Here is a 25,347-nt window from a genome sequence, read left to right on the forward strand (position 1 = left end):
TAATTCATTTTGAGCCCTTTATGCTTTTACTAATCCATAGTTCACGTTAACTTATTATTGTCCCCATACTTAGAATGAATTAAGCTAATGTCAGGAATTGTATATATGATTGATAGGGTATTGATTATTTTTCTACTACTTATCTATAGTTGGGGATGCAAAAATAAACGTGATATCTGTGCTTCAATAGATGATCCAGTTACATCTTATCAAGATGTCGTTAACATAGTTCATGCTATTAGTACTAAATACAATGATACTCCCATTGAATTTCCTATTAATCTGAGGGAAGATAGTAGGTTTGAAAATCTATTAATAAATCCATGTACATATAAACCTCATCTTCTGAAAATTATTAAAGACGATAAATCCAGCTTTAATGAGAAATCAATAGCATTCTATGCCTTACAGCATTTATGTATAGATGATTATGTAGATGTAATTGATGTAGTGTTTACCCAATATCAAAATAAAAAAGTAAATGACTATTTTTTACATCTATCCATTTATCAAGGACAGTTTAGCATAGAGGTAATCAAAAATTATGACCATAAAAAACTCACTCAAAAGTTAGAGAATATCAAAACAGATCAGCAACGAATGGGCAAGGATGTAACCTATATTAATGACCTTCTTTCTGGAAAAATTTGGAAAGACCTTAATACCTTTTATAATCATAGTGGAGAGCAAATACCTTTTTCTTGTAATTAATTGTGTCAATCTTGCCATGAGTAGCTAAGAACACCAATTAATAACTTGGTGTAAAAAACCGAGAGTCATTTTATTTTAACTCCCATATTCAAGTTAAAATGTATTTAGAAAGTCAACTTCATTGGCTCATCAGTATGAAAGCCCGGCAGTCTTTAAGCTTAATTTTCTGTCTTTTTTTGTTACTAGTTCTAAATTTCCTGTTCAAATGTTGGGATAGGCCGCATCCGTTCCTCTTCAGTTCACCAACTATATTTATTCTATGACTTGTGTCAGATGTTTTTTTACACCATTAAAGCGTAAATTTATAGGGACAAATGAAGTAGATATGTGGGTAAGCTTGCCAAACTAGCCATTAGTCCATCTTCAAATATTTCCTCCAGTTATGTTGTTCTCTGAAGCCGAGTACTTCACGGATTTTGCGGTTTGAAAACAAGGCTTCATGTTCCCCCAATTCACGCGTAATAGGTACACCCGGAAAAAACTGTTGAGCCAGTTCTTTACTAGGAATAATGGCACCATTGTGATCATTGCCGGCATTGAAAATCTGATACCCAAGGCCATCTTTTTTCAAACATAAATCTACAATCTGTCCCAGGTCACGCGCATCAATATAACAGAAGGCATTCCTGCGGCGCACCTCTGGGTTTTTCAAATAATGAGGAAACAGCTGGGTGTATTCGTGCGGCTCAATCACATTCCCGATACGAAGGGCATAGATGTCAACTCCTGACCTGCGTTGGAAACTGCGTGCCGTTTGCTCATTAACCACCTTAGACAAACCATAGCTATCCATGGGATCAACATCGTAGTCTTCCTCCAGAGGCAGCACATGAGGGTTGGTTTGTCCATCTGAAAAACAGATACCGTAGGTGGTCTCTGAGGAAGCAATAATAATTTTCTTAATGCCCAGCTTAACCGCTGCTTCAATTACATTATAGGTACCTATGGTGTTGACCCGAAACGTTTCGTTATCGGGTTTGATCAAGATTCTGGGCACAGCAGCAAAGTGTACGACAGCATCAAATTTTGGTGTCCCAGTACCTGCTTCCAGCTCATCTAATCCGGCATACGAACGCATGGCATTAAACATTTGTCCGGAATCGGTAATGTCAGCTATCAGATTATCCACCCCCGGGTAATCTAAAGGCACCAGATCTACATTCATCACTCTATGCCCTTGGCCGAGAAGGTAGGGTACCACGTGCTTTCCTGCTTTTCCCGATCCTCCTGTAAAAAATATTCGCATTTTAGTCATGTGTTTTCCTTTTATTAATGATTTTATTTTTTACCCACTAAGAATCAGTACGCTGCATATTATATGTGGGTTCGTTTCACAAGTAGTATGCACAAATGTAGGAATTGGCCCTTATGTAAAGTAAGGCGCAGGAGGAAGAATTTATATTCCATTTTTCCCTCTTGCCTACTTTTTCATTGTAAGAGTGTAGAAAAGAGGTAGTTCAATTACCTCCTTCTTTTGAATAGCTATAAAATACACTTACCTAACATGTTCCTGAATGGAAGATTTTTTGAGCTGCAAGGTCCTGTTCTATGCTTAACGGGAAGATGATATAAGGGTTATCTTAAAAATAAGCTGATGTCGAGGAAATCCAATAGCTATGGAATGCTGGTATCACTGTTACTACATTTATCCCTGATTCGAAACAGCTTATCTGCCTTTTCTGCAAAACTTCAAGCAATGATTGGTGTAATAACATCGCCTTCATTATTCGACTATCTCGTTTTAGAAACGAACTCCTCTGTTCTGTAGAATTCTATCCTGAGGTAAATATACCTGCCTGCAACCTCGCTTTTGGAAGTTTGGGGAAAAATGTACAAGATTCCTCTCTATTTGTCCATTTCTTTGCCCTGTCCTGCGCTCTATCTTTGTCCTATCAAAATAATTACAGCAATATACTACTAACGAATTTATCTACCTTAAAAAACAACACCATGAAAACACGTATTTTAACACTCGCTTTTTTATTTACCCTTATTTTCCATTCTTCCATTTCAGCTCAAGGGAAAAGAGTACCAGCTTCGGCAGGTAGACAGGAATTCATTGAAGTAGAAAAAAACGTACGCCTGCATGTAACCGATCTTGGAGAAGGCCAACCCATTGTGCTTATTCATGGATGGCCATTGAGTGATGCCATGTATGAGTACCAATACCAGTACCTGGTACAAAAAGGCTTCCGGGTGATCGGTATTACGCTCAGAGGTTTTGGCAAATCCGATAAACCTTACGGCCGGTACGATTTTGATGTTTTTTCTGATGACATAAAAGTGGTTTTAGACCAATTACAGATTAAAGATGCCCTCCTGGGCGGATTCTCTATGGGCGGCGCAGTGGTTATTCATTATATAACCAAATACAACGCTGCGCATATAAGTAAATTAGCCTTGTTTGCCGCTGCCGCTCCCTCATGGGTACAACGCCCTGGTTTCCCCTACGGATTACCACAAGAAGGCGCTGCCTCTTTCGTTCAACTCACCAGAACAGACCGGCCACAGGTGATGGATAATTTTGACAAAGCCTTTGCTGCTACAGAGAATGGCCTTTCAAAAGGAATGTCCGAATGGTTAAAGAACATCAATATGGAAGCCTCTCCTTATGCAGCTTCACAGTCGATACAGGCGCTTGCCGGGCTTGATTTACGTCCCCAGCTTTCAAAGATCAATATACCCACAGCCATTTTTCACGGAGTAAAAGACAAGCTATGTGATTTTGTTTTTGCCGAGCAACTGCACAAGGGAATAAAAAATTCCTACATCGTAAAGTTTGAAAACAGCGGTCATGCGCTCTTCATTGAAGAAATGGAGAAATTCAATACCGAGTTAGAAACTTTCGCTAAAAAGTAAATTCAGTCAAACCGTTGCGGGATCATCGCATTCTGCAACGGTTACATTTGCTACTAAACTTCCGAATTTTCTATATTTTCAGATAAATTTCGATGGACGATGAATAAGCAAAATGTATTTGAGAGTATTTTGAAAAGGTTTGGGTTAGTTAATATAGATGAACACAGTGTAGATACCATCAATAGTGACATTTACAAGCCATACATCAAAGTATTATATCTGCCCAAAGGATATAAATTAACTGTAGATTTTGATGTATATGTTACCGGTGAATCTTCTTTGTTCTTTGTAGCACCCAATCAATTTCTTACTATTGAAACTGTGGGTATAGAAAAGGGATACCTGATCTTTTACAACCGCGATTTTTATTGCATTCAGATACACGACCAGGAAGTAGCTTGCGATGGCTTGCTGTATAACAACATCCACAATATGCCATTAGTTAGCGTCAGCAAAGTGGAAGAAAGCTTTATTAATTACCTGTTCCGCCAAATGGAAGAAGAATTTGCACTGCAGGACCCTTCCCTGGAAGAAATGATCCGCACTTACCTCAAGCAACTACTCATTAAAGCCACCCGCTTGTGGAAGAAACAACACCTGCAAAAGAACATAGTAAGCCAAAACAATGATCTGGAGTTTTTTAGAAAGTTTACCCGTTTGGTAGATGCACATTATAAGGAAAAACATACCGTTGCCGATTATGCAGATGTTCTGGCCATGGCTGCAAAAACAGTTACCCATAAATTTAAACGGCTGAACTTACCTCAGCCCAATGAAGTGATTAAAAACCGCATCATCCTGGAAGCAAAACGACTGCTTGTACACACCTCCCTGACAGCCAAAGAAATTGCACATGAGTTGGGATACGAAGACCCAGCCTATTTCAGCCGGCAGTTCCAGATAAAGACCGGAGAATCCCCATCAGGTTTCCGGACAAAATATCTTGGCACAAATAAAGTATAGCTTACATTTCATTAGCTGTTTTCCTGTTAAAGTTTGCAGCATCAACAGATGCCGGCAATGAGCCTGCTATGAAATCTGCTAAACAGGATTAGGTGTATGCCTTTCACTTTCCTGTGTTGAGGTAAAAGCATTACGCTGGCAGTGGAGCTTCTTTAATTTTTTGCTTGTGCATAGTACCCCATTCGGCTAAGGCATCTAATACTTTGGTGAGGGTCCGGCTGTATTCGGTTGCTTCGTATTCCACTATTACAGGCGTTGCCGTTGCATACACATTTCTTTTTACAAATCCATTCAGCTCAAGTTCTTTTAACTCATGGGAAAGTACTCTCGGTGAAATATCTTTTAAGGTGCGTTGAAGTTCATTAAAGCGCTTGTTGCCCTCCAGAAGCACCAGGGTGATCTTCAGCTTCCACTTACCGCCAATTACATACAGGGCATCTTCAATGGCTGGCAGACTTCTGCAACATTCCCTATTGTTGGGTTGATCTACTTCCTCCATCTTCATTTATGCTTGAGTTTATAAGGTTACGTAAAGGTTAGTGCTATCCTTTTGTATAGTACTACCTTTTGTATAGCAAAGATAGCTAATTTTGAACACAGATAACAACAGCCAATTTCCGGTGCATGGATAGTAAGCTGATCATAGGCATTATCCATTCCTGTGAAAGTACACCTGATAGAAACTACCCATACTAGCAAGGATAAGTATGGGTTAGCCAAAGGTTAGGTAGAGAAAAAAGCAAAACAGATCAATCAATTAAACAACCAAAAAAGTATGCTTGAAATAGCAATTATTATAGGAAGCACTCGCCCGGGCCGGGTGAACGAACAAGTGGCCCAGTGGGCCTTTGAAAAAGCAGCAGCACGCAACGATGCCGAATTTGAACTGGTGGATATAGCCGGCTACGATCTGCCGCTTTATGATGAGCCTTTGTCGCCCTTCTGGAACAAGTACACGCATGCACATACGAAACGGTGGTCCGAAAAAATTGCCACTTTTGATGGGTATGTATTTGTAACGCCTGAGTATAACCACAGTACATCGGGAGCACTCAAAAATGCCATTGATTATTTGTATTATGAATGGGGAAACAAAGCCGCTGGCTTTATAAGCTATGGCGGCTCAGCCAATGGAACAAGGGCCGTTGAACATTTACGGCTGATTATGGGTGAACTTAGTGTGGCGGATGTGCGGGCACAAGTAGCATTGTCACTGTTTACAGATTTTGAAGGCTATACTGTTTTTAAACCAACTACCGATCATGAAAAGCAACTCACCACTATGCTTGATCAGGTGATTGCCTGGTCTGCGGCATTAAAATCCTTGCGGACAGAAGGGGCCTATCAGGCTATGTAATGGCTTGATTCCCGTATTGAAACAAGGTAGAAGAGATGGAAACCGGCGGTAGAATGAGCCGGAAAATCTACCGGATTTTTAGAAACAGGTAAGGGCTTGTATCACTTACCGGCCCTTATCTTTATATATTTACATTAAACAATACTACCGGATTTGGCAGGAACAATCTTTTCAGACCCATAAGACCAGTATTATTATACGTTGTTTTGTAAGTGCTTCGCAGCGAGTTAAAAAACAGCAAAACAGGAAAGTTGACAAGAGCTATGCAAATTGAGTTTTTTCAGGAAAAGACTATTCCCATTAATAAAGACCAGACCATACTGGAAGCAGCACTGCAGGCAGGAATCCCTCACTTTCATGCATGCGGCGGCAAAGCAAAATGTTCTACCTGCCGGGTACTGATTCTGGAAGGCGAAGAATTTATAAGCCCGCCCAATAAAAGAGAAGCCCGCTTAACTTCGGTTCTCAAACTTCCCTCCACGGTCAGGCTGGCTTGCCAGGCAAAGCTGGAGGATGGGCCAGTGAAAGTAGAGCGGATGGTAAAATCAGCGTCGGAAATAGCCGCTTTTCTGAAACCCATTGAACAACGTCCCGGCCATTTTAAACTAAAGCCACTTGGAGAAGAAAAGCAGCTGGTGTTGTTTTTTCTTGATATCCGGGATTTTACGCCCTTTGTAGAGTCGTATCTGCCTTTTGATGTGATCTACCTGGTACGCAAACTGTTTGAGCTATTTTACACGGTACTAAGCAAGCACCAGGGGCAGATTCTTGAAACAGCAGGAGATGAGCTATATGCTATTTTTGGCGATGGTTATTCTCTGAAAAAAGCGGCCGATGCAGCTATAGCAGCAGGATTTGAAATTCTTGCCGAGTTGAAAACACTCAACCAAACCTATGGTAAGCTTTTTCTGAAAGAATTCGAGATTGGAATCGGAATACATTGCGGGAAGGTGATTGTAGGTGAGGTAAACTACGGAGGCTCTACAAGAAAAACTGCCATGGGACTGGCCGTAAATATTGCTTCCCGCATTCAGAACAGCACCAAAACGCTTAATAATTCGTTTGTGGTCTCTGAGGAGGTAATCCTGTTATCTTCCTACAAAAGCCACTCCGAAGTAAGAGAAATCAGACTAGCCGGAGTGAAAGCGCCCATTAAGGTGTATTCCATTGGGGAACCCTATACCAGGCAATCTATTCGGCTTAGTAGCTAGCTCAGCTCATACCATAAAACCTACTGGCTTGACACATGCGCTTCTCTTTTCAGAATAACAGTACGTAACCGCTGTTGGTGCTCATCGCCCCATTGTCCCAAAGCGTCAATAACCGGAATTAAGGTTTTGCCAAATTCAGTCAGGCTGTATTCTACTTTCGGCGGAACAACCGGATAAATGACTTTTGTAATTAGTTCATGCGCTTCCAGTTCGTTGAGCTGTACATTCAGCACCCGGCGGGAAGCATCGGGAATTTTGCGTTGCAACTGGCTAGGGCGTTTATATCCCTCATGGATGAACCACAGCAGGCGGATTTTCCATTTGCCATACAGCACTTCGCCAATCAGGTCGAGCCCGCAATGGAGGCTCACAGGTATTTTTCTTTCATACATATAACAAAAGTATTCTGATAGTCCAAAAGAGTCAATATGGGACAAATTTATCCCTATGCGATTCGTAACGCCGTACTTGTCTCAACTTCTTTTATACCCCAATTTTGCCCTATAATTAATTCTTAAAAGTGGGACAATACAATGGAGCAGTTTAATTTCAACAATGAGTTATCAGACAAGATTGCCTTAGTAACAGGAGGGACAAAAGGAGCCGGAAAAGCCATTGCAGAAAGGCTATTGAAAGCTGGTGCAACCGTTATTATTACTGCAAGAAACGCACCGGAACAAGAAAACAGCCAATTGCATTTCATTCCTTCTGATTTAAGTAAGGCAGAAGGAACACAAAAAGTAGTTAGCGAAGTGCTATTCACTTATGGGAGGCTAGACATTCTTGTCAACAACCTTGGTTCTTCAGTAACACCCGCTGGTGGTTTTAGCGTCTTAACCGATCAAGATTGGGAATCAACCCTACAAGCTAATTTGCTTGCTCCTGTCAGGCTTGACAGAGGATTTTTACCACAAATGATCGATCGAAAAAGTGGCGTTATTATTCACATCGCTTCCATTCAAGGCAAACTACCCTTATTTGAATCTACTTTGCCTTATGCGGCTGCAAAAGCTGGATTGATCAATTATAGTAAAAGCTTATCCAATGAAGTTACCCCAAAAGGTGTTCGCGTGCTAACTGTTTCGCCAGGATGGATCAGGACGGAAAATGTCAAACAGTTTTTGGAAACGATCGCTAAGAATTCAAATATTTCTATGGAGGAGGCTCAACAAAGTGTTGTGGATGCCTTGGGTGGAATACCTTATGGTAGACCTGCCGAACCTGAAGAAGTAGCTGAATTAGTTGGTTTTCTTGTTTCACCAAGAGCCAATTATTTAACAGGAACAGAATACATTATTGACGGAGGAACCATCCCCACTATTTGATATTCATAAACCCTAACGCCATGAATGTACCGAAAGTAATTGCCGAGTTAGTAAAAGCCCAAAACAACCAGGACAGTATTGCCTATGCGAATTGTTTCTCAGAAACAGCCCTGGTGTATGACGAGGGAAAAAACCACCATGGAAAAAAGGAAATACAAGAGTGGATAGCTCAGGCAAACCAAACGTTTAAAACAGTAATGAAACCCATCGGATATACCGGAACAGCTACCAGTGGTGTGTTGTCAGCAGAAATCTCAGGCTCATTTCCCGGAAGTCCACTTGTCTTGAATTACCATCTTGAACTCAAAGACGGGCTGATTGAGTCGCTGAAAATAAAGGGCTAAAAGGTTAGCTGAAACCAGAGATACACAATAGGTTACTGATAATATCACCCAATAAAGAGGTTGCCCAACCCATTCAAACCAGGTAGTATATTTAGCAATATATTTATTATAAATTTGAAAGAGGTGGAGATGGTCGTTTTATGAATCAGAAGTAAACTACCACCACCTTTGGTGGTGGCTTTGTATGGATAAAACACCCAAAGGGGGGGAGATTCAAAACAAGGTAAAGTTTGTACTATCGACCTCCTCTTTTCTGTCCTGCTCCTCTTGGTAATTGCTATATCTTTTTATCTTATTTTCATCCATACCTATGGACCGAGAATGATCCATTCGTGCTTACAAAATAGCCTCTGGACTAAAAGTGATTGCCCCAGTAGTTTGCTTTTTTAATTCTGAAAATTTTTAAACATACTTATCGCTGTTTTTCCTTTCAGGATCCCCATAAAGTCAGACACACTTATTTTGGAAGGTATGGAACAAACTAATTGAGCAGACACGCTCAATCTGCACATGCACTGCCCTTACATTTAACTCAGTGGATCAAACTCGATCCACATTTCTACCTCTTTCCAGGCACAGATGGTCTTATTCTTTCTTTTAAATTGACCATTCACGGTCAATATATCGGCTAAGGCATCCCGCATAATGCGAAACCGATAGTTAGGTGTCCAGACTATATGATATTTACAGCAATAGATACATTGAGATAACTTCCGATACTTTGCCATACCCAAAGTTACTACACTGGCAAAGCCTTCCAACAACACCACAGTCAAAGACGGTAGTTTTAACAACCAAATAAAAACAAAAGGCCTTACAAGCTATAAGGCCTTTTGTTTTTATAAGACTTATGGGTGATCTGCAAGTACTGTTCAAGCAACTTAATTTTTTAATAACTTCAGGGTGCTACTCTTCCCATGCTCATCTATGATTGTAAGCAAGTAAAAGCCTTTTCTCAACTCAACAGAGGATACATCTATAGGCAGAAGAGAGGATTCTATTTGTTGCTCGCATCGATAATACACGTTTCCCGTCAAATCTTGTAGGACAACAAATACATTCCCTTGCCATCCATGCATTGCTAAACTAAACTTATCTGAAAAAGGATTGGGATAGGATGTGGGCTGTGCTTGGTCTGTCTGAAGGAGGAGATTTTCTTTACCACTTGCAATAGCTGCTGTAGAGAATAAGGGTTGAATGATGACATAATTGATTTTGGTGTTAGCTCCACCATCCGCATTAATTGTCAAATGGCCATCCCTGACACTGACTCTGATGGAAGCCTGCTTGAAGCGGCTGATGCTGCCTTCTGTACCCTGAGGAACAAAATTATCGATTGCCTTTTCGCCTTCTACATTGATAGAATGGGATTCCGGGGTGATCCAAACCGATCCATCCCCTACTGACACGGTTACTTGATAGTCTCCATTTTCTAGGGCTAGTTCCCAATAGCTTTCCACAGGGGTACCATTAAAGTTAGGTACATCATCGCTTTGCATGTGCATCAGCGTAGAGAGCAGTAAGTCTTTGGGAAGGGGCCGCCAGCGGCCATTGCCTGGCAAGGTACCACCAACTGATAGATCTACAGGAGTGCCATTATCTCTGCGTTTCCATCCATAGCTATAACTATTTTTCTCTCCAAAAGCAAGGCCATAGTCTGTCTGCCAACCTTTTGGTGCAGGCGTATGACTTTTGCCAAAATTTACCCGCAGCGCAGGCGGCAGGTTCCCTGTTATTTCAAAATTTACACTATAGGAATTATCTGCCTTGCCTTGTAGGTATGGAGTAGCTTTCAGCGTATACTGCCCCGGTTTCCAATAATCACCCCAATAATCGATAGCACCTGCTTTCAGGCCATCGCCATACAATACATAGGGTAAATGCCTTTCTATATGCCGTATAGTAGTAGTGCTCCCACTAAGTTCAAATATGACGCTATCAAGTTTAACTTCTGCATTGGCCCGCACATTCAACAAGGGATTACCCAAGGTTACTAAATCTATTATATCTCCAGATTTTAACTCCCCTACATAGGAATCGATATCGGCATTTATTAGTATTAAACTCGTTATTGGGGATTTAATCTCTCTTGCATCGGCTGATAATTTTACTATACAGTAGTCGTTATCATAATATCCTTGATTTTTTCTATTCTCACTTTTATCCAACCCTGCATTGGAGTTAGAATATCCACCAAATATATAGCCGCCATCTTTTGTCTGCTGTAAATCATGCAACTGATCTTCGTAATTCCCCCCAATTGTTTTATCCCATTGTTTGTTACCAGAGGCATCCAGCTTCACCGCCCAATAGTCCCATTCACCTGTCTTTTTCTCACTTTTATCCCCTCTGGCATTAGAGTTAGAGTTTCCGCCCAGTATATAGCCACCATCCCTTGTCTGCTGTAAAGCATGTAAGACATCCCTGCCATCGCCGCCAATTGTTTTATCCCACTGTCTGTTGCCAGAGTTATCCAGCTTCACTACCCAATAATCAAAATCGCCTTTGGAATTTTCACTCTTATCTAAGCCTGCGTTTGAATTTGAATATCCGCCTAGGATATAGCCCCCATCGGTGGTCTGTTGTATACGCAACAATACAGCATCTGAATATGAATCTCCCCAAAGAATTTTATCCCATTCTTTTTCGCCTACCGCATTGAGCTTCATTACAAAGTATGTACTACTGCGATATACCATTGCAGGAGCAGAAAGTCCATCCACAATATAGCCGCCATCAGTAGTCTGTTGTATATATCTACCATTTCCAAAATAAGTTTTATCCCATTCTTTATCTCCGGTAGCACTTAACTTCACTATCCAGCCTACACCATTTCTCCAATCTTCACTTTTATCTCCACTTACCTCGGAGTTAGAATATCCGCTAAGAATATATCCCCCATCTTTTGTTTGCTTTATAACATTAAGTACATCAGTACGATTTCCCCCAATTGTTTTATTCCATTGTTTGTTACCAGAAGCATCTGTCTTCACTACCCAGAAGTCCGCATCACCTCTTGAAACTTCACTTTTATCAAAGCCTGCGGTAGAATATGTTGTTCCTCCCAAAACATAGCCCCCATCCGATGTCTGCTGTAATGACTTAATATATTCGCCATAATTGTCACCAGAATATCCTGGGATACGTTTCCCGCCAAAGGTTTTATCCCATTGTTTATTACCGGAAGCATCTGTCTTCACTACCCAGAAGTTTCCACCACTATAGTGTTCCTCACTTTTTCTCTTTTCACTCTTATCTCCACTTACACCAGAATCAGAATATCCACCCAGAATATATCCTTCATCTGACGTTTGCTGTAATGAGTATAACCGATCATCCGCATTTCCGCCAATCGTTTTGTCCCAAAGCTTCACAGGCGCTTGTCCATAGAGAAAAGGCAAAGTAGCTGTTAAAAATAGTGTTAATAGTAAAAATGGAAGAAGCACATTTCGTGAACTACTTCTCAGCTGTAGGTAGTGTCTCATAAATAGGTTTGTTTAGTTGAAAAAATATTTATAAATAATTGGGGACTATTTAACAGGAAAGCATTAGATTATACAAGAAGAACAATCATACAACAGGATGATCTATCGCATTGCAGTGGAAAAGCAAATCAAAATAAAACAAGCTATGGGACTGATCTTACTATTCGGTATGGCTGCTGCTTCTAATATAATATACTACAGACTACTATAGAGACAGCTCATATCCCTACGGTTTTGATGTATTCGATTGATGGGCGGGATGTTTTAGCTACTATGTGGATTTCATTCATTGATGCATTATATAGGCTAAATACAGTAAGCACTACGAAAAATTGAATGACCCTTCATGAAAATTAACAGGAATGCTATGAACAATAAAATTTACTAATCCGTAGTTTTTAGCTTACATAAAGATACTATAGGAGCTTGTATATTACAATACCATCTAGTAAACTTATTGCTCTGGATATTACTAGTCAACGTACACCTAACTATCTTGCTTACCATAATATTCATCAGGCATTCGCACTAACCTACCTCATGTGTTTTAGCAACTTCAAATCTATCTTAAGGCTAAAGTCATTGTTAGACTCAATCCAACCGTCATCATTTCTATACTTATGAAAACTTTCACCTGCCAATCATCATTTTCTGCTTGAAGTAAGCATGGAAGACTTACATAAAGATGTTGCTACATGGCTATCTGATGTTCATTTCTGAAGAGTTGAATTGTCTTTATTGACATAATTGGTAGAAAAATAGCCATTACGACTATTTCTGCAGAGGATAAACAAAGGATTAGTCTTTTTCAAAACCTGATTAATTACTATTAGGGAGAAGTACTAGATCAATTGAAGACACGAGGTTCATGCCCATGAGGTGTATTTGAAAAGCCTTTCGGAGAAAGATGATATGGTAAATAATCAGTTCTCCCGGGACACAAATCAAAAGTTAACTAGCTAGTTACAAAGCTTTGCCCATGCCATGAAGTCTTACAAGACTGACTTATTTAAATTCTCTGAACATCTACTCTGAGCAGTAACCAAAGATCATGGATCAAGCATTCGTTTACTTTCAACTTATCCTGTAGTGTTTCAATCTTCAAAAGATGGTTAGTACTGATGGAAAACTCCATTAATATGCTTGTATACGAATGTATAGTGGACACTAAACTCTGCTTTTGAAAAAGATTATAGTACCCACCATTTTTCTGCAAACGCCTATTATGCACTGGAATATGCGCTAACCATTGCCCGGAAAACACCTACCAAATCTATTTTACTTCATGCCTACCACTTACCCATAAGTAATACTATGCTTTGCGCGATATATCACCAATTCTAAAGCAGGACGCCGAAAGGGAATTGGCCGGGTTAGTTAAACAAGTAAAAAGTCAGTCAATAAATGATACTATTTGTCTAGAGCCAGTAGTCAGTAAAGGACACTTAATAAAACATCTTATGGCTTTGGTTCGTGACGAAAATATATTCTTATTTGTAATGGTTATAGGCGTTACACAAAAAGGGTAAAGTAGTTAAAAACAGCAAAAACGCCAGCAGAGGAATATATTGCTTATTTGTTGAGCAGTTCTAGCGGCAGTAGTTGTGCGCAAGCCGGCCAAGTCCTGAATGTGTCCCATGATGAAGTGAATTAGCAGGCTATTTTTGGTTAAGTAAACATCACAGAAGCTAGGCGCTTTAACCCTAAAATGCTTGATTAACTCCATGTATGAGATGATTCTGCAAGCTCAAAGACAATTCACCAACTTTGCGTAACTCCTCTCCTAGCTTAATTTCATTCAACAGATAATCCTGCTGCAAATTTGAACAACATATACTAGCAAGAAACATGTGCCACTTACTACTAGCCTTTTTTATCTATCTCTTATATCAACAGCCCGCGTCCAGCTTACGTGCCGATACACCTACCTTTACCAATCCTATTCTTTCTGAAGGCCCGGATCCCTGGGTATACAAACATACCGACGGCACCTATTACCTAATGGTTACCAGAGGCAACCGCCTGGATATATGGAAATCCCGTTCTCTTTCCAGTATAGCTAAAAGTTCGCCGGTTACCGTATGGAAAAAGCCAGATACTGGCCCTAACAGCCGCGACATCTGGGCACCTGAAATTCATCATATAAGCGGAAAATGGTATATTTACTATACGGCTACCGATGCAAAAAATCCGGGTGACGGCAGCCGTTATGTATTTGTGCTGGAAAATAGTTCTAAAGATCCCCTTCAAGGCACCTGGACAGATAAAGGAAAAGTAAATACCCACTATTCAGGTCTGGATGGTTCTATCTTTACACATAAAGGCAAACTATATTTCCTCTATTCAGCATATATAGGTCCGCAAAGTGTGCTGTGTATAGCTCCCATGCGAAATCCCTGGACGCTGGCTGCTCCGGAAGTAATACTCGCCAAACCTACCTTTGATTGGGAAAAACACAAAGAACGGGAAATTCTGGAAGGTCCGCAGCTACTGAAAGGAAAGAAAAACACGTTACATATTATTTACTCAGCCAGTGCCTGCTGGGACGATAATTATTCATTAGGCATGCTTACCGCTTTATCAACCAGTGATTTGCTAGACCCCCAAACCTGGAAAAAGGCCGCTAGGCCAGTATTCAGCAAATCCATAGAAAATAAGGTGTTCGGCCCCGGACATAACAGCTTTACTACCTCACCCAACGGCACCGAAGACTGGATTGTGTACCATGGCAAAGATACCGCCAATGGAGAATGTACGAACCGGAGCACCCGTATCCAAAAATTTACCTGGAAAAAGGATGGCACACCGGATTTTGGTATCCCGGTGGCTACTTCCACATCATTAAAAATTCCTTCCGGAGAAATTCATACACAGAAACGATAGCTTTCAGTCTGCAAGTATTTCTATATGGCCATTTATAGCCAGCGTGCTAGCACACTGATTTACTCGAAGCTTTGACTTTCACTTAAATCACTTCTTAAAACACGGCCTTCCAATAGGTGGCAGTAAAAAACGTAAAGAAATATGCTTCAAATGGCTGATTTTAAAATTTACCAGTCAATTATTTTCAACTTTTAAAATTGTATTATTAAATTATTTTTTTACATTTATCTCTGTTAATGTAAATATCCTGCCCTGATCTTCATCAACGAATTAACCTTTCAAAACAAACCAATGAACAAAAAACTTTACAAAGCAAAAGCGCTGAACATACCGCTGGCAGCAACGCTGATTAGCGGAATCATGTGTCAGGGGCAACTGCAGGCAATGAGCAGCGAAGGCTTAGCGCACCTTCATCCTACGAAGGTGATGGCTATGAATTTTCCTGCCAGCACGAACAGCAATACACCTATACCGTTTTTTAGAACTAACATACACAAAAGCGGTGTAGTCGACCCAGCAGATATACAAGTTAGCGGCAAAGTAACGGATGAAGCTGGTGCAGGCCTACCGGGCGTAAACGTACTGATCAAAGGAACAGCTACTGGTACCACTACAAGTTCTGATGGTTCCTACACCCTTACGGCACCAGATGGAAATGCCACCTTAGTATTTTCGTACATAGGCTATGTTACCCAGGAAGTTCCCATTAACAACCGGGCTACCATTAATGTGTCGCTTGTTCCGGATGTTCAATCGCTGAGCGAAGTAGTGGTAGTGGGATATCAGACTCAAAAGCGGAGTGATATTGTGGGAGCCGTAGGCGTTGTGGATACGGAAGAAATAAAGAAGGTACAGGCAGGTAGTGTGGGTGAACTGCTTCAAGGTCGGGCAGCTGGTGTTACGGTTACCTCTAGTGGAGCTCCTGGCCAGGCATCAGCCGTAAAAATCCGGGGTACGAATTCTATTACCGGGCAAGACAGTCCTTTATATGTTATTGATGGGATGTTTATAAACGGAGCCTTTCCTGATTTCAATCCCAATGATGTAGAGTCTATCCAGGTACTGAAAGATGCCGCCGCCACTGCTCTGTATGGCTCCCGTGGAATGAATGGCGTAATTATCATTACTACCAAACGCGGACGGCAAGGCACTCCTTCGCTTACCTATAACACCTATGTAGGAGCCCAATCTGTACCTAAGCGTTTGCCGCTGATGAATGCCGCCCAGTTCCGCGAAGCAATTACCCTGGCCTATGCTAATAATGGCGAACCGGCCCCTCCCCTGTCTGAAGGAGTAGACACCGACTGGCAGGATGCAATGTTTAAAACCGGGATGATAACCGACCACAACCTTACTTTATCTGGGGGTACTGAAAATGCCAACTACCTGGTATCCGGAAATTTCTTTTTTCAGGATGGTATTATCAAAGGCCCCTCTTTTAAACGCTACCAGTTGCGGGTAAATACTGAAATGAAAAAAGGAAGAGTACGGGTGGGAGAAAGCATTATGATGTCGCGCAACAGCACCGTAAATACCATTGGCTTGCCTTTCCTGGACGTGCTGCAGATGTTTCCTACCATTCCGGTATATGATCCTACCACAAGAAGCGGCTATGGCTATGGCAGAGGCAATCTGAATAATACCTTTGCTACCAATCCGGTAGGTTTACAGGAGCACTATAGCGATAGCAGAGTAAGCAGCAAGGTATTTGGCTCTGCGTTTGCCGAAGTAAGCATCTTTAAGTTTCTGACCTACAAACTGAACCTTGGCTTAGACTATTCCCAGTTCTACAACAAATACTTTGAACGCATAGGCGCACTTCGCCAGAATAACCCAGATGGAGGACCTGCTTTTGTAGACGACAGAGCCGGCGAGTTTTTCAATTTTCTGGTAGAGAACACCTTAAACTATAACCAGACTTTTGGAAAACATAGTATATCTGCTTTGGTTGGGTACACCCAGCAACGGGATAATTATAAAGAAATATTTGCCCATGTGGAAGGAATTAATGGCGAATACTGGGTACAGCAAAATGGCACCACCAGCCCCCGCACCAATGGATTTGTTAATCAACGGGCACTGGCTTCCTGGCTGGGAAGTATCAACTATACCTTTGACGATAAATACCTGTTTCAGGTAAATGCCCGCCGCGATGGTTCGTCCATTTTTGGCTCAGGCAACCAATATGGCGTTTTTCCATCTGCTTCTATCGGCTGGCGTGTGAGCAAAGAAGGATTTATGCAGGCGGTTCCCTTTATCAGTGATCTGAAGCTGCGGGCCAGTTACGGACAGGTAGGTAGCCAGGCCATAGGCGATATAGGCAGCCAGACCAACAATCCTTACAGAATCAGCCCAACTATCGATTACAATCAGAATTATGTATTTAACAATGGGATAGCTTTAGGAGCAATTAACCGGCAGCTGGTAAATCCGAATATCCGTTGGGAACGCAAAATTACAACCAATGTGGGTCTGGATCTGGGCTTGCTTGAAAACCGGATTATTTTGAATGCCGACTATTTTATCTCCCGGACCAAGGATTTGTTACTGGAAGTACCCATTCCGCTTTCTGCCGGCAGTACCGGAGCTAATCCTATCGACAACCTGGCATCTATTCAGAACAAAGGAATTGAGCTGGCATTAACGTATCAGGATCAGGTCGGGAACTTCAGATACAGTGCTTCAGCCAACATTACCTCTATCCGCAACAAAGTAAAGGGCCTGGTTCCGGCCAATAACAACCAGCCTATTTATGGAAACCTGCAACTGATCCGCCTGGCCGTAGATGAACCCATTTCCTTCTATGCCCTGAAAATGGATGGGATTTACCAGAACCAGGCCGAAGTAGATGCCTCAGGCATACAAGGAGTATCTCCCGGCGATGTCCGGTTTGTAGATACCAATGGGGATGGCCAGATCAACCTGGACGACAGGCAACGCGTAGGCTCTCCTTTTCCAACCTTTGAATATGGCTTAAACCTGACCGGCTCGTACCTGGGCTTTGACTTAACGGCCTTTTTTGCCGGGGTAGGCGGAAATAAGATTTTCAATGAAGGCCGCTGGTGGAATGGCCGCTACGACGATAACTTCAACTACCGTTCCGACGAACCTTTCTGGACCGGCGAAGGCTCTACCAATTCTGTTCCTAGGCCCCGCCATGCCGACCCAACCCGTAACCCCATTGTGCAATCTGACCGGTGGATTGAAAAAGGAGATTACCTGCGGCTGAAAACCCTGCAATTAGGCTATAGCTTGCCCGAAGGTTTAGTGAACAGCACCAAAATCCTTTCTAACCTGCGGGTATATGTATCTGGCCAGAATGTATTTACCATTACCAAATACAAAGGCTACGATCCGGAAGTAACCGGGGCATTTGGCCGCACCAGCAGCCTCGACAGAGGGCAGGATATTGGCAATTTCCCGGCTCCCCGCATTTTTAGTGCCGGTATACAGGCAGGTTTTTAATCAGGCAATCCGGAAAAAATTCATCACGCAAAACAAATCGACCATGAAGATACAAAAAGTACTGTTATCAATGGCTCTCACCTTCGGGCTTTGCTTAACAGCTTGCGAAAAAGAAGAGAACCTTCTCAATAAAAGCAATCCGAATGCCCAAACGCAGGAAAACTTCTGGAAAACAGAAGCAGACGCCATTAATGGGATTAATGCCACCTATGCCAATATTCAAAACAGAACCATTACGCTCTGGGAGGTATTCCATTATGACATGCGTTCGGATGAAGGCTATAGCCAGAGCCCCTGGACAGAACTGGCCAATGTGGGCAAGTTTATTATTAATGATTACAACGTGCCGTTTGTACGGGAAATGTACACCGATGTGTACCGGACTATTTACCGGAGCAACCAGGTACTTACCTTCGTTCCTGAGATTGAAATGAACGAAAGGCTGAAGAGCCGGATTCTGGCAGAAGCTAAATTCATCCGGGCCCATATGTATTTTAAACTGGTAACTCTGTGGGGAGGGGTGCCTATTGTAACTACTATTCAACTACCCACCGACCGTCCGGCACAGGCTACCGAAACAGAAGTATGGGCTCAGATAGAAAAAGACTTTACCGAAGCCAAAGCAGATTTATGGGCAAAAGAAGAATACACAGGCAATGATATAGGCCGGGTTAGCAAAGAGGGTGCTACGGCCTACCTGGGTAGAGTCTATCTGCAACAAAAGAAATATGCCGAAGCAGCAGCCCAGTTCAAAGAGATTATTGACCTAACGCCCGGTAAATTTGACCTGATGCCTAACTTCAAAGACAATTTCACAGAAGAATTTGAGAACAATAAAGAATCCTTGTTTGAAATTCAGTTTACGAATAATAATGGAAAAGTCAGCGGATTTCCGGTATATGATGCGGCCGGCGGAGATGAAACCAGTGAGCGGGCCCAGTTTTTTGGCGTACGGACATCCGATTTTCCTGCACCGGAAGTAGTAGGCGGCTGGTGCGACGGTCAACCCACCAAATGGTTATTAAACCAGTTCCTGATCGAAAAGGATAAGAATGGCAATGTTGATCCACGCCTGCAATATACCCTGTATTATAAGCACCCAGGTGAATTGCTTTTTGGAAAAACCTATGAGGAGCGGAAAATTGACGAAAACCAGCGGTTCTGGAAAAAATACACCAATTATTATAAAACGACGGAAGGGTATTTTTCCGGAATCAACACACGCGAAATCAGGCTGGCAGATGTGTACCTGATGTATGCAGAGGCACTGAATGAGCTGGGCCGTACGGCTGAAGCTATACCGTTTGCCAATCTGGTACGCCTGCGGTCTAATATGAACGAGTTGCCCTTGAGTATGGCACAAACGGAATTCCGGGAGCGGCTGCGGCAAGACCGGGTGCTTGAACTGGCCGGAGAAAGCAAGCGATTCCTGGATATGAAACGGTATGGTATACTAGGGCCTGAACTAGCCGGGCCGAATCCTGATCTTCCTCCCAATGTGGCTGACTTCGATACAGAGTTCAAAAACTTCGTGAAAGGAAAATCAGAGTATCTGCCCATTCCATTGTATGAAATAGATGCGCTGGGACCGGAAAAAATAAAACAAAACCCAGGGTATTAAAAGCTGTTCCTTGCCAGCTGAATAAACTAATCCCTGCTGGCTAGAAGCTACAGGGAAATCAGAAAATAAGGGCTATATAAAACAAGGAATAGCATATAGTGAAGCTACTTTATTTCTTCATTAGCTGTTATTCCTTGTTTTTTTCAATTACGCAGAGATGATGTTGCGTCCCTAAGATTATTTTTTACCCCTTACCTGACAGGTAAAGTGGTCTGCCCCTCTATCCGGACTATATGAAAATTTTAAGTACAACCTTAGGACTAGTTTTTTTACTTTGCTGTTGCACGAAGAAAAAAGAGCCACTATTCCAACGTCTATCGCCGCAAGAAACAGGTATTAGCTTTACAAATAGCCTGATAGAAAATGATACGTTCAATGTACTGGAATTTACCTATTTCTATAATGGCGGAGGAGTAGGCATTGGTGATATAAATAATGACGGTTTATCTGATATCTATTTTACAGCCAACATGACATCTAGTAAATTATACTTGAATAAAGGCAACTGGAAATTTGAAGATATCACTGACGTTGCCGGCGTAACTACAGACCGGTGGGCCAGAGGCGTTTCGATGGTAGATATCAATGCAGATGGCTTACTGGATATATATGTAAGTGTTTCTGGAACCACGCGTGCCACGGATCAAACCAACCTATTATTTATTAATCAGGGCAATAATGCAGAAGGCAAACCCATGTTTAAAGAGCAGGCAAAAGCCTATGGCCTGGCAGATACAGCCCACACCACCCAAACGGCCTTTTTGGATTATGACCTGGATGGGGATTTGGATGCCTATTTGCTTACGAATGCCATCGAATCTTTCTCGCCTAACACCATTCGTCCCAAAAAAGTAAATGGCGAAGGCTTAAGCACCGACCGCTTGTATAAGAACGAAGGCAAAGGCTCTGATGGCCATCCGCTATTTACAGATGTATCGAAGGAAGCAGGTATTAGCATTGAAGGATATGGGCTGGGAATAGTGGTAAACGACATAAATGCTGACGGATGGCCAGATATCTATTGCGCCAATGATTTTGTTAGCAATGACCTTATCTGGATCAATAACCGGAATGGAACCTTTACTAATCAGGCAGCTACCCTCTTAAAGCATCAAAGTTATAATGGCATGGGGGTAGACATAGCCGACTTTAACAACGATGCCTTTGTAGATATAGTGGTACTGGATATGTTGCCGGAAGACAATAAACGCCAGAAAACCATGAGTGGCGGCATGAAATACGATAAATTCCAGGCAGAACTCAAAGCTGATTATGAACCGCAATTTATGCGGAATACACTACAACTAAATAATGGCAACCGTCCCCGGACAAACGCGGATACCTCATCTGCAAGCAATATGCCTGTTTTCAGTGAAATCGGGCAACTGTCAGGCATTAGCAAAACCGACTGGAGCTGGAGTGCGTTGTTTGCCGATTTTGACAACGATGGCTACCGCGACTTATTTGTAACCAATGGCTATGGCAAAGATGTAACAGATTTGGATTTTGTATTATACCAAAGCCAGCAGGCCATGATCTACCAGGGACGCGAAAACATTCGTGCCCGGCAACGTGAAATTGCTAAAAAGCAACCCGGAGCTAAAGTACATAATTACCTGTTTCAGAATAAGGGTGACCTTACTTTTAGAGATCAATCAACCGAATGGGGAGTAACTTTGCCAACCTTTTCTAATGGAGCCGCTTATGCAGATTTAGACAATGATGGAGATCTGGACCTGGTGGTGAATAACATTAACGATCCGGCAGATATTTACCGCAATACAACAGTAGAAAATAGCACCAACCAAAGCAGCAACCATTATCTACGAATACAATTCAAAGGTCCTCAAAATAATGCAGCTGGCTTGGGAGCAAAAGTTAACTTGAGTTATCAAGGAAAAAAGCAATTTCATGAGCATACACCCTACCGGGGCTTTCAGTCTACTATAGAAAATGCAGTACATTTTGGTTTAGGTTCTATAGCCGTAATAGATTCTGTAGAAATAACCTGGCCCGATGGTTCGTATCAACTACTGCGACAAGTAAAAACAGACCAAGTACTACGTGTTGATCATAAAAATGCCAAAGACAAGCCAGTTGCGTCTGCCAGCACCACTGTAACTTTATTTGAAGAAGCACCAGAGGCATTTGGCATAGCCTATACGCATCAGGAAAATGAATTTATCGATTTTAAGCGGCAACCTCTGCTACCACAGAAATATTCCAGAAATGGCCCTGGCATTGCCGTAGGAGATATAAATGGAGATGGATTGGAGGATTTTTTTGTTGGAGGAGCCTCTGCTTCAGCAGGTAAAGTATTTCTTCAAAGTACATCCTCGGCTAATGAACCCTCATTTATCAGCTATGCAGTTGATAAAGATGGCAAACCGGAAGAAGATATGGGCACCCTCCTGTTTGATGCAGACAATGACCAGGACCTAGATTTATACATTGTTAGTGGGGGTAATGAATTTCCATCCAGGTCTCCGCATTACCAGGATCGGTTATATCTGAACGATGGCAAAGGAAATTTTACGAAAGATAGTTTGGCTTTGCCAGCCATTACGTCCAGTGGTTCTTGTGTAGTGGCGGCTGATTATGACCGTGATGGCGATCTGGATCTTTTTGTAGGTGGCCGTATATCGCCTAATGCCTATCCGTTTGTGCCACAAAGTTACTTACTTCAAAACGATACCGATACCCGTACCAGGAAAGTACACTTTACAGATGTGACTGATAAAGTTTGTGCTTCTTTAACGTCCATAGGAATGGTTACAGCAGCACTCTGGACAGATTTCAATACAGATGGGCAGATAGATTTGATAGTAGCCGGCGAATGGATGCCTATTAGTTTCTTCCAGAACCAGGGGGGCAAACTCACGGATGTAACCGCTACTACAGGCTTAGCCCACACATCTGGCTGGTGGAACAGTTTAGCCGCAGGAGACTTTGATAATGATGGAGATACCGATTATATAGCTGGCAACCTGGGGCTTAACTCTAAATATAAATCTTCTCCGGAAGAACCTGTGTGTGTGTATGCCGACGATTTCGATAAAAACGGCACCTTAGATCCTATTCTCTGCTATTATTTGCCGGGAGAAGAAGGAGGCGAAAGAGCAGCCTATCCTACCCACTCCCGCGATGTACTGATTGACCAGATCAATAGCATGCGCAGGCGTTACCCCAAGTATGCAGAATATGCCTTAACCAAAGCTGAACACCTGCTTCCAGAAGAAGAGTTAAAAAATGCCTATGTTGTAAAAAGCGAAACGTTCCATTCCAGCTATTTGGAAAATCTGGGAGGAGGAAAATTTACCATAAAACCTTTACCAACACAGGTGCAGGTCGCTCCCCTATTTGGCATGAGCACTGGTGATTATAACGAAGATGGAAACCTGGATTTATTAGTTACCGGTAACTCGTATGCTACCGAAGTAGTTGCCGGACAATACGACGCATTGATGGGCTTGTTATTACAAGGAGATGGCAAAGGTAATTTTACTCCTATAACTGCCTCCAGAAGCGGCTTTTTTGTAGAAGGCGATGCCAAAGGAATGGCCCAATTACCTTTAGGTAATGGAAACATCTTAGTTCTTTCTGCCCAAAATTCAGGTAGACTCAAGAGCCATATATTGAGACAAATAGAAATTAACCGTTCTCCTTCCCGCACCATCACACTCGCACCACTGGATGCCTATATCGAATTTACCTTGGCTAATGGAAAAAAGCAGAGACACGAAGGATACTATGGTTCTACCTATCTTTCTCATTCTTCACGTATGCTTTCTGTACCTGACCAAGTAAAAGAAGTAACTATTACAGACTATGCAGGCAAGAAAAGAAAAATCAAATTCAATTGATAAACTTTTACATTAGCCAGAGTAGATATTCTATAGCTTTGTCATTATACTTAGCAAAGGTTCAAAATAAGGCTTGAATGTGAGGAATTCTAAACCTGTTTTGCTTCTTATACATAAAACTCCTCTATTATCACATGAAGCTATGAAAGAATTTTCAGGTAAAAAGTTGATTGTTATCTTGTGTATCCTGTTACTTTTTATAGGAGAGGCCTGCAATAAAAAAACCGTTACGCCTGCTTCTACAAAAGCCCCAGTTACCAGCCTGCCTCCAGGTACATTTGCCAATCCTATTACTGACGGAGCCGATCCCTGGGTGTTTAAAAAAGATAATTACTATTATTTCTGCCAATCGAAAAATGGAGGAATTTATGTGGCTAAGTCAGAAAAGCTCTCGCAACCAGGTAATTTTTCCTTAGTCTGGAGTGCACCTACAAGCGGCTGGAACCGTCAACATATATGGGCGCCGGAGATGCATTATTTACAAGGCAAATGGTATATCTATTATGCGGCCGGGGAAGCCGGTCCACCCTTTATTCACCAGAAGTCTGGCGTGCTGGAATCTGTTACAGAAGACCCGTTGGGTAGTTATACAGATAAAGGCATGTTATACACTGGCGATAATATAGCCTCGCCGGAATCTGTAAAGTGGGCTATTGATCTGACTCCCTTTTATCTAAATGGCCAGTTATATGCGCTGTGGTCGGGCTGGGAAGAAAATGCAACTACCGACCGTACGCCCCAGCACCTGTATATAGCTACCATGCGTAATCCCTGGACTATCAGCAGCAACCGCATAAAAATTTCATCTCCCCAGCAACCCTGGGAAAAAGGCACCGAATTAGACTTGAACGAAGGCCCGGAAATGCTGAAGCATCAAGCGAAAGCTTTTATTATTTATTCCTGCCGGGAATCATGGCTGCCAGCCTATCAATTGGGGCAATTAACGCTAACGGATACCTTATTAAATCCGATGGAGCCGGCTAATTGGGTAAAAACGGGGCCAGTTTTTAGTGGAACCGATAAAGTATTTGGCGTAGGGCATGTGAGTTTTACTACTTCTCCCGACGATACCGAACATTGGCTATATTACCACGCCAAAAAATCAACTGCGCCTGGCTGGGACAGAGATATACGTTTACAAAAATTTACCTGGAACACAAATGGGTCACCAGATTTTGGTACACCTATTCCGGCAGGTATTCCTATTGCCTTGCCATCCGGCGAAAAATAGTATATTTATGTGATTTTCTTGTACACTCA

Annotated in this window: 17 protein-coding genes; 12 read left to right on the forward strand and 5 right to left on the reverse strand. The window is 42.1% G+C overall.

Annotated features, from left to right (window positions below):
* Nucleotides 1–87 precede the first annotated feature (87 nt).
* On the forward strand, nt 88–711 hold the full coding sequence (locus Q0590_RS29605; RefSeq protein WP_302041269.1) for a hypothetical protein: 624 nt from the start codon (nt 88–90) through the stop codon (nt 709–711).
* A gap of 352 nt (nt 712–1,063) precedes the next feature.
* On the opposite strand, the gene Q0590_RS29610 is transcribed toward Q0590_RS29605, so the two are convergent.
* Complete coding sequence (locus Q0590_RS29610) at nt 1,064–1,966, reverse strand: NAD-dependent epimerase/dehydratase family protein (RefSeq protein WP_302041270.1); 903 nt, start codon at nt 1,964–1,966, stop codon at nt 1,064–1,066.
* Between the two features lie 695 nt (nt 1,967–2,661).
* Here Q0590_RS29610 and Q0590_RS29615 point away from each other — a divergent pair.
* A complete protein-coding gene (locus tag Q0590_RS29615) occupies nt 2,662–3,570 on the forward strand; it encodes an alpha/beta fold hydrolase (RefSeq protein ID WP_302041271.1) in 909 nt (302 codons plus the stop codon).
* Between the two features lie 99 nt (nt 3,571–3,669).
* Nucleotides 3,670–4,533: a helix-turn-helix domain-containing protein gene (locus tag Q0590_RS29620; RefSeq protein WP_302041272.1), complete on the forward strand. Its 864-nt coding sequence runs from the start codon at nt 3,670–3,672 to the stop codon at nt 4,531–4,533.
* 130 nt (nt 4,534–4,663) lie between these two features.
* Here the strand turns inward: Q0590_RS29620 and Q0590_RS29625 are convergent, their stop codons facing one another.
* Entirely contained in the window at nt 4,664–5,038 is a 375-nt protein-coding gene (locus Q0590_RS29625; RefSeq protein ID WP_366970539.1) for a winged helix-turn-helix transcriptional regulator, read from the reverse strand.
* Between the two features lie 270 nt (nt 5,039–5,308).
* Here Q0590_RS29625 and Q0590_RS29630 point away from each other — a divergent pair, with 270 nt between their 5' ends.
* On the forward strand, nt 5,309–5,890 hold the full coding sequence (locus tag Q0590_RS29630) for an NADPH-dependent FMN reductase (RefSeq protein ID WP_302041273.1): 582 nt from the start codon (nt 5,309–5,311) through the stop codon (nt 5,888–5,890).
* Between the two features lie 263 nt (nt 5,891–6,153).
* Nucleotides 6,154–7,101 carry an adenylate/guanylate cyclase domain-containing protein gene (locus tag Q0590_RS29635; protein WP_302041274.1) on the forward strand — a complete coding sequence of 316 codons (948 nt, stop codon included), beginning with the start codon at nt 6,154–6,156 and terminating at the stop codon, nt 7,099–7,101.
* 20 nt (nt 7,102–7,121) lie between these two features.
* Here Q0590_RS29635 and Q0590_RS29640 read toward each other — a convergent pair whose 3' ends face one another.
* The gene (locus tag Q0590_RS29640) at nt 7,122–7,493 is read right to left on the reverse strand and encodes a winged helix-turn-helix transcriptional regulator (RefSeq protein WP_302041275.1); all 372 of its coding nucleotides are present in this window, start codon (nt 7,491–7,493) and stop codon (nt 7,122–7,124) included.
* A 141-nt stretch (nt 7,494–7,634) separates the two neighbouring features.
* Here Q0590_RS29640 and Q0590_RS29645 point away from each other — a divergent pair, with 141 nt between their 5' ends.
* Both Q0590_RS29645 and Q0590_RS29650 read left to right on the forward strand, forming a co-directional pair.
* Nucleotides 7,635–8,426 carry an SDR family oxidoreductase gene (locus Q0590_RS29645; protein ID WP_302041276.1) on the forward strand — a complete coding sequence of 264 codons (792 nt, stop codon included), beginning with the start codon at nt 7,635–7,637 and terminating at the stop codon, nt 8,424–8,426.
* Between the two features lie 20 nt (nt 8,427–8,446).
* Nucleotides 8,447–8,770 carry a nuclear transport factor 2 family protein gene (locus Q0590_RS29650; RefSeq protein WP_302041277.1) on the forward strand — a complete coding sequence of 108 codons (324 nt, stop codon included), beginning with the start codon at nt 8,447–8,449 and terminating at the stop codon, nt 8,768–8,770.
* A gap of 527 nt (nt 8,771–9,297) precedes the next feature.
* Here the strand turns inward: Q0590_RS29650 and Q0590_RS29655 are convergent.
* Nucleotides 9,298–9,498, reverse strand: coding sequence for a hypothetical protein (locus Q0590_RS29655; protein WP_302041278.1), 201 nt, complete (start codon nt 9,496–9,498; stop codon nt 9,298–9,300).
* A 153-nt stretch (nt 9,499–9,651) separates the two neighbouring features.
* Nucleotides 9,652–12,255: a T9SS type A sorting domain-containing protein gene (locus Q0590_RS29660; protein ID WP_302041279.1), complete on the reverse strand. Its 2,604-nt coding sequence runs from the start codon at nt 12,253–12,255 to the stop codon at nt 9,652–9,654.
* A 1,848-nt stretch (nt 12,256–14,103) separates the two neighbouring features.
* On the opposite strand from Q0590_RS29660, the gene Q0590_RS29665 reads away from it, so the two are divergent.
* The 5 genes from Q0590_RS29665 to Q0590_RS29685 all read left to right on the forward strand — a co-directional run bounded on the left by Q0590_RS29665 (nt 14,104) and on the right by Q0590_RS29685 (nt 25,318).
* Entirely contained in the window at nt 14,104–15,138 is a 1,035-nt protein-coding gene (locus tag Q0590_RS29665; RefSeq protein ID WP_302041280.1) for a glycoside hydrolase family 43 protein, read from the forward strand.
* A 291-nt stretch (nt 15,139–15,429) separates the two neighbouring features.
* On the forward strand, nt 15,430–18,603 hold the full coding sequence (locus tag Q0590_RS29670) for a SusC/RagA family TonB-linked outer membrane protein (protein ID WP_302041281.1): 3,174 nt from the start codon (nt 15,430–15,432) through the stop codon (nt 18,601–18,603).
* 43 nt (nt 18,604–18,646) lie between these two features.
* Complete coding sequence (locus Q0590_RS29675) at nt 18,647–20,224, forward strand: RagB/SusD family nutrient uptake outer membrane protein (RefSeq protein WP_302041282.1); 1,578 nt, start codon at nt 18,647–18,649, stop codon at nt 20,222–20,224.
* A 233-nt stretch (nt 20,225–20,457) separates the two neighbouring features.
* Nucleotides 20,458–24,087, forward strand: a complete 3,630-nt coding sequence (locus tag Q0590_RS29680) for a VCBS repeat-containing protein (protein WP_302041283.1) — start codon at nt 20,458–20,460, stop codon at nt 24,085–24,087.
* A gap of 142 nt (nt 24,088–24,229) precedes the next feature.
* Nucleotides 24,230–25,318, forward strand: coding sequence for a glycoside hydrolase family 43 protein (locus tag Q0590_RS29685; protein ID WP_302041284.1), 1,089 nt, complete (start codon nt 24,230–24,232; stop codon nt 25,316–25,318).
* Nucleotides 25,319–25,347: the final 29 nt, after the last annotated feature.

The sequence above is a fragment of the Rhodocytophaga aerolata genome (genome assembly GCF_030503435.1).
In the GTDB taxonomy this organism is placed as follows: Bacteria; Bacteroidota; Bacteroidia; order Cytophagales; family 172606-1; genus Rhodocytophaga; species Rhodocytophaga aerolata.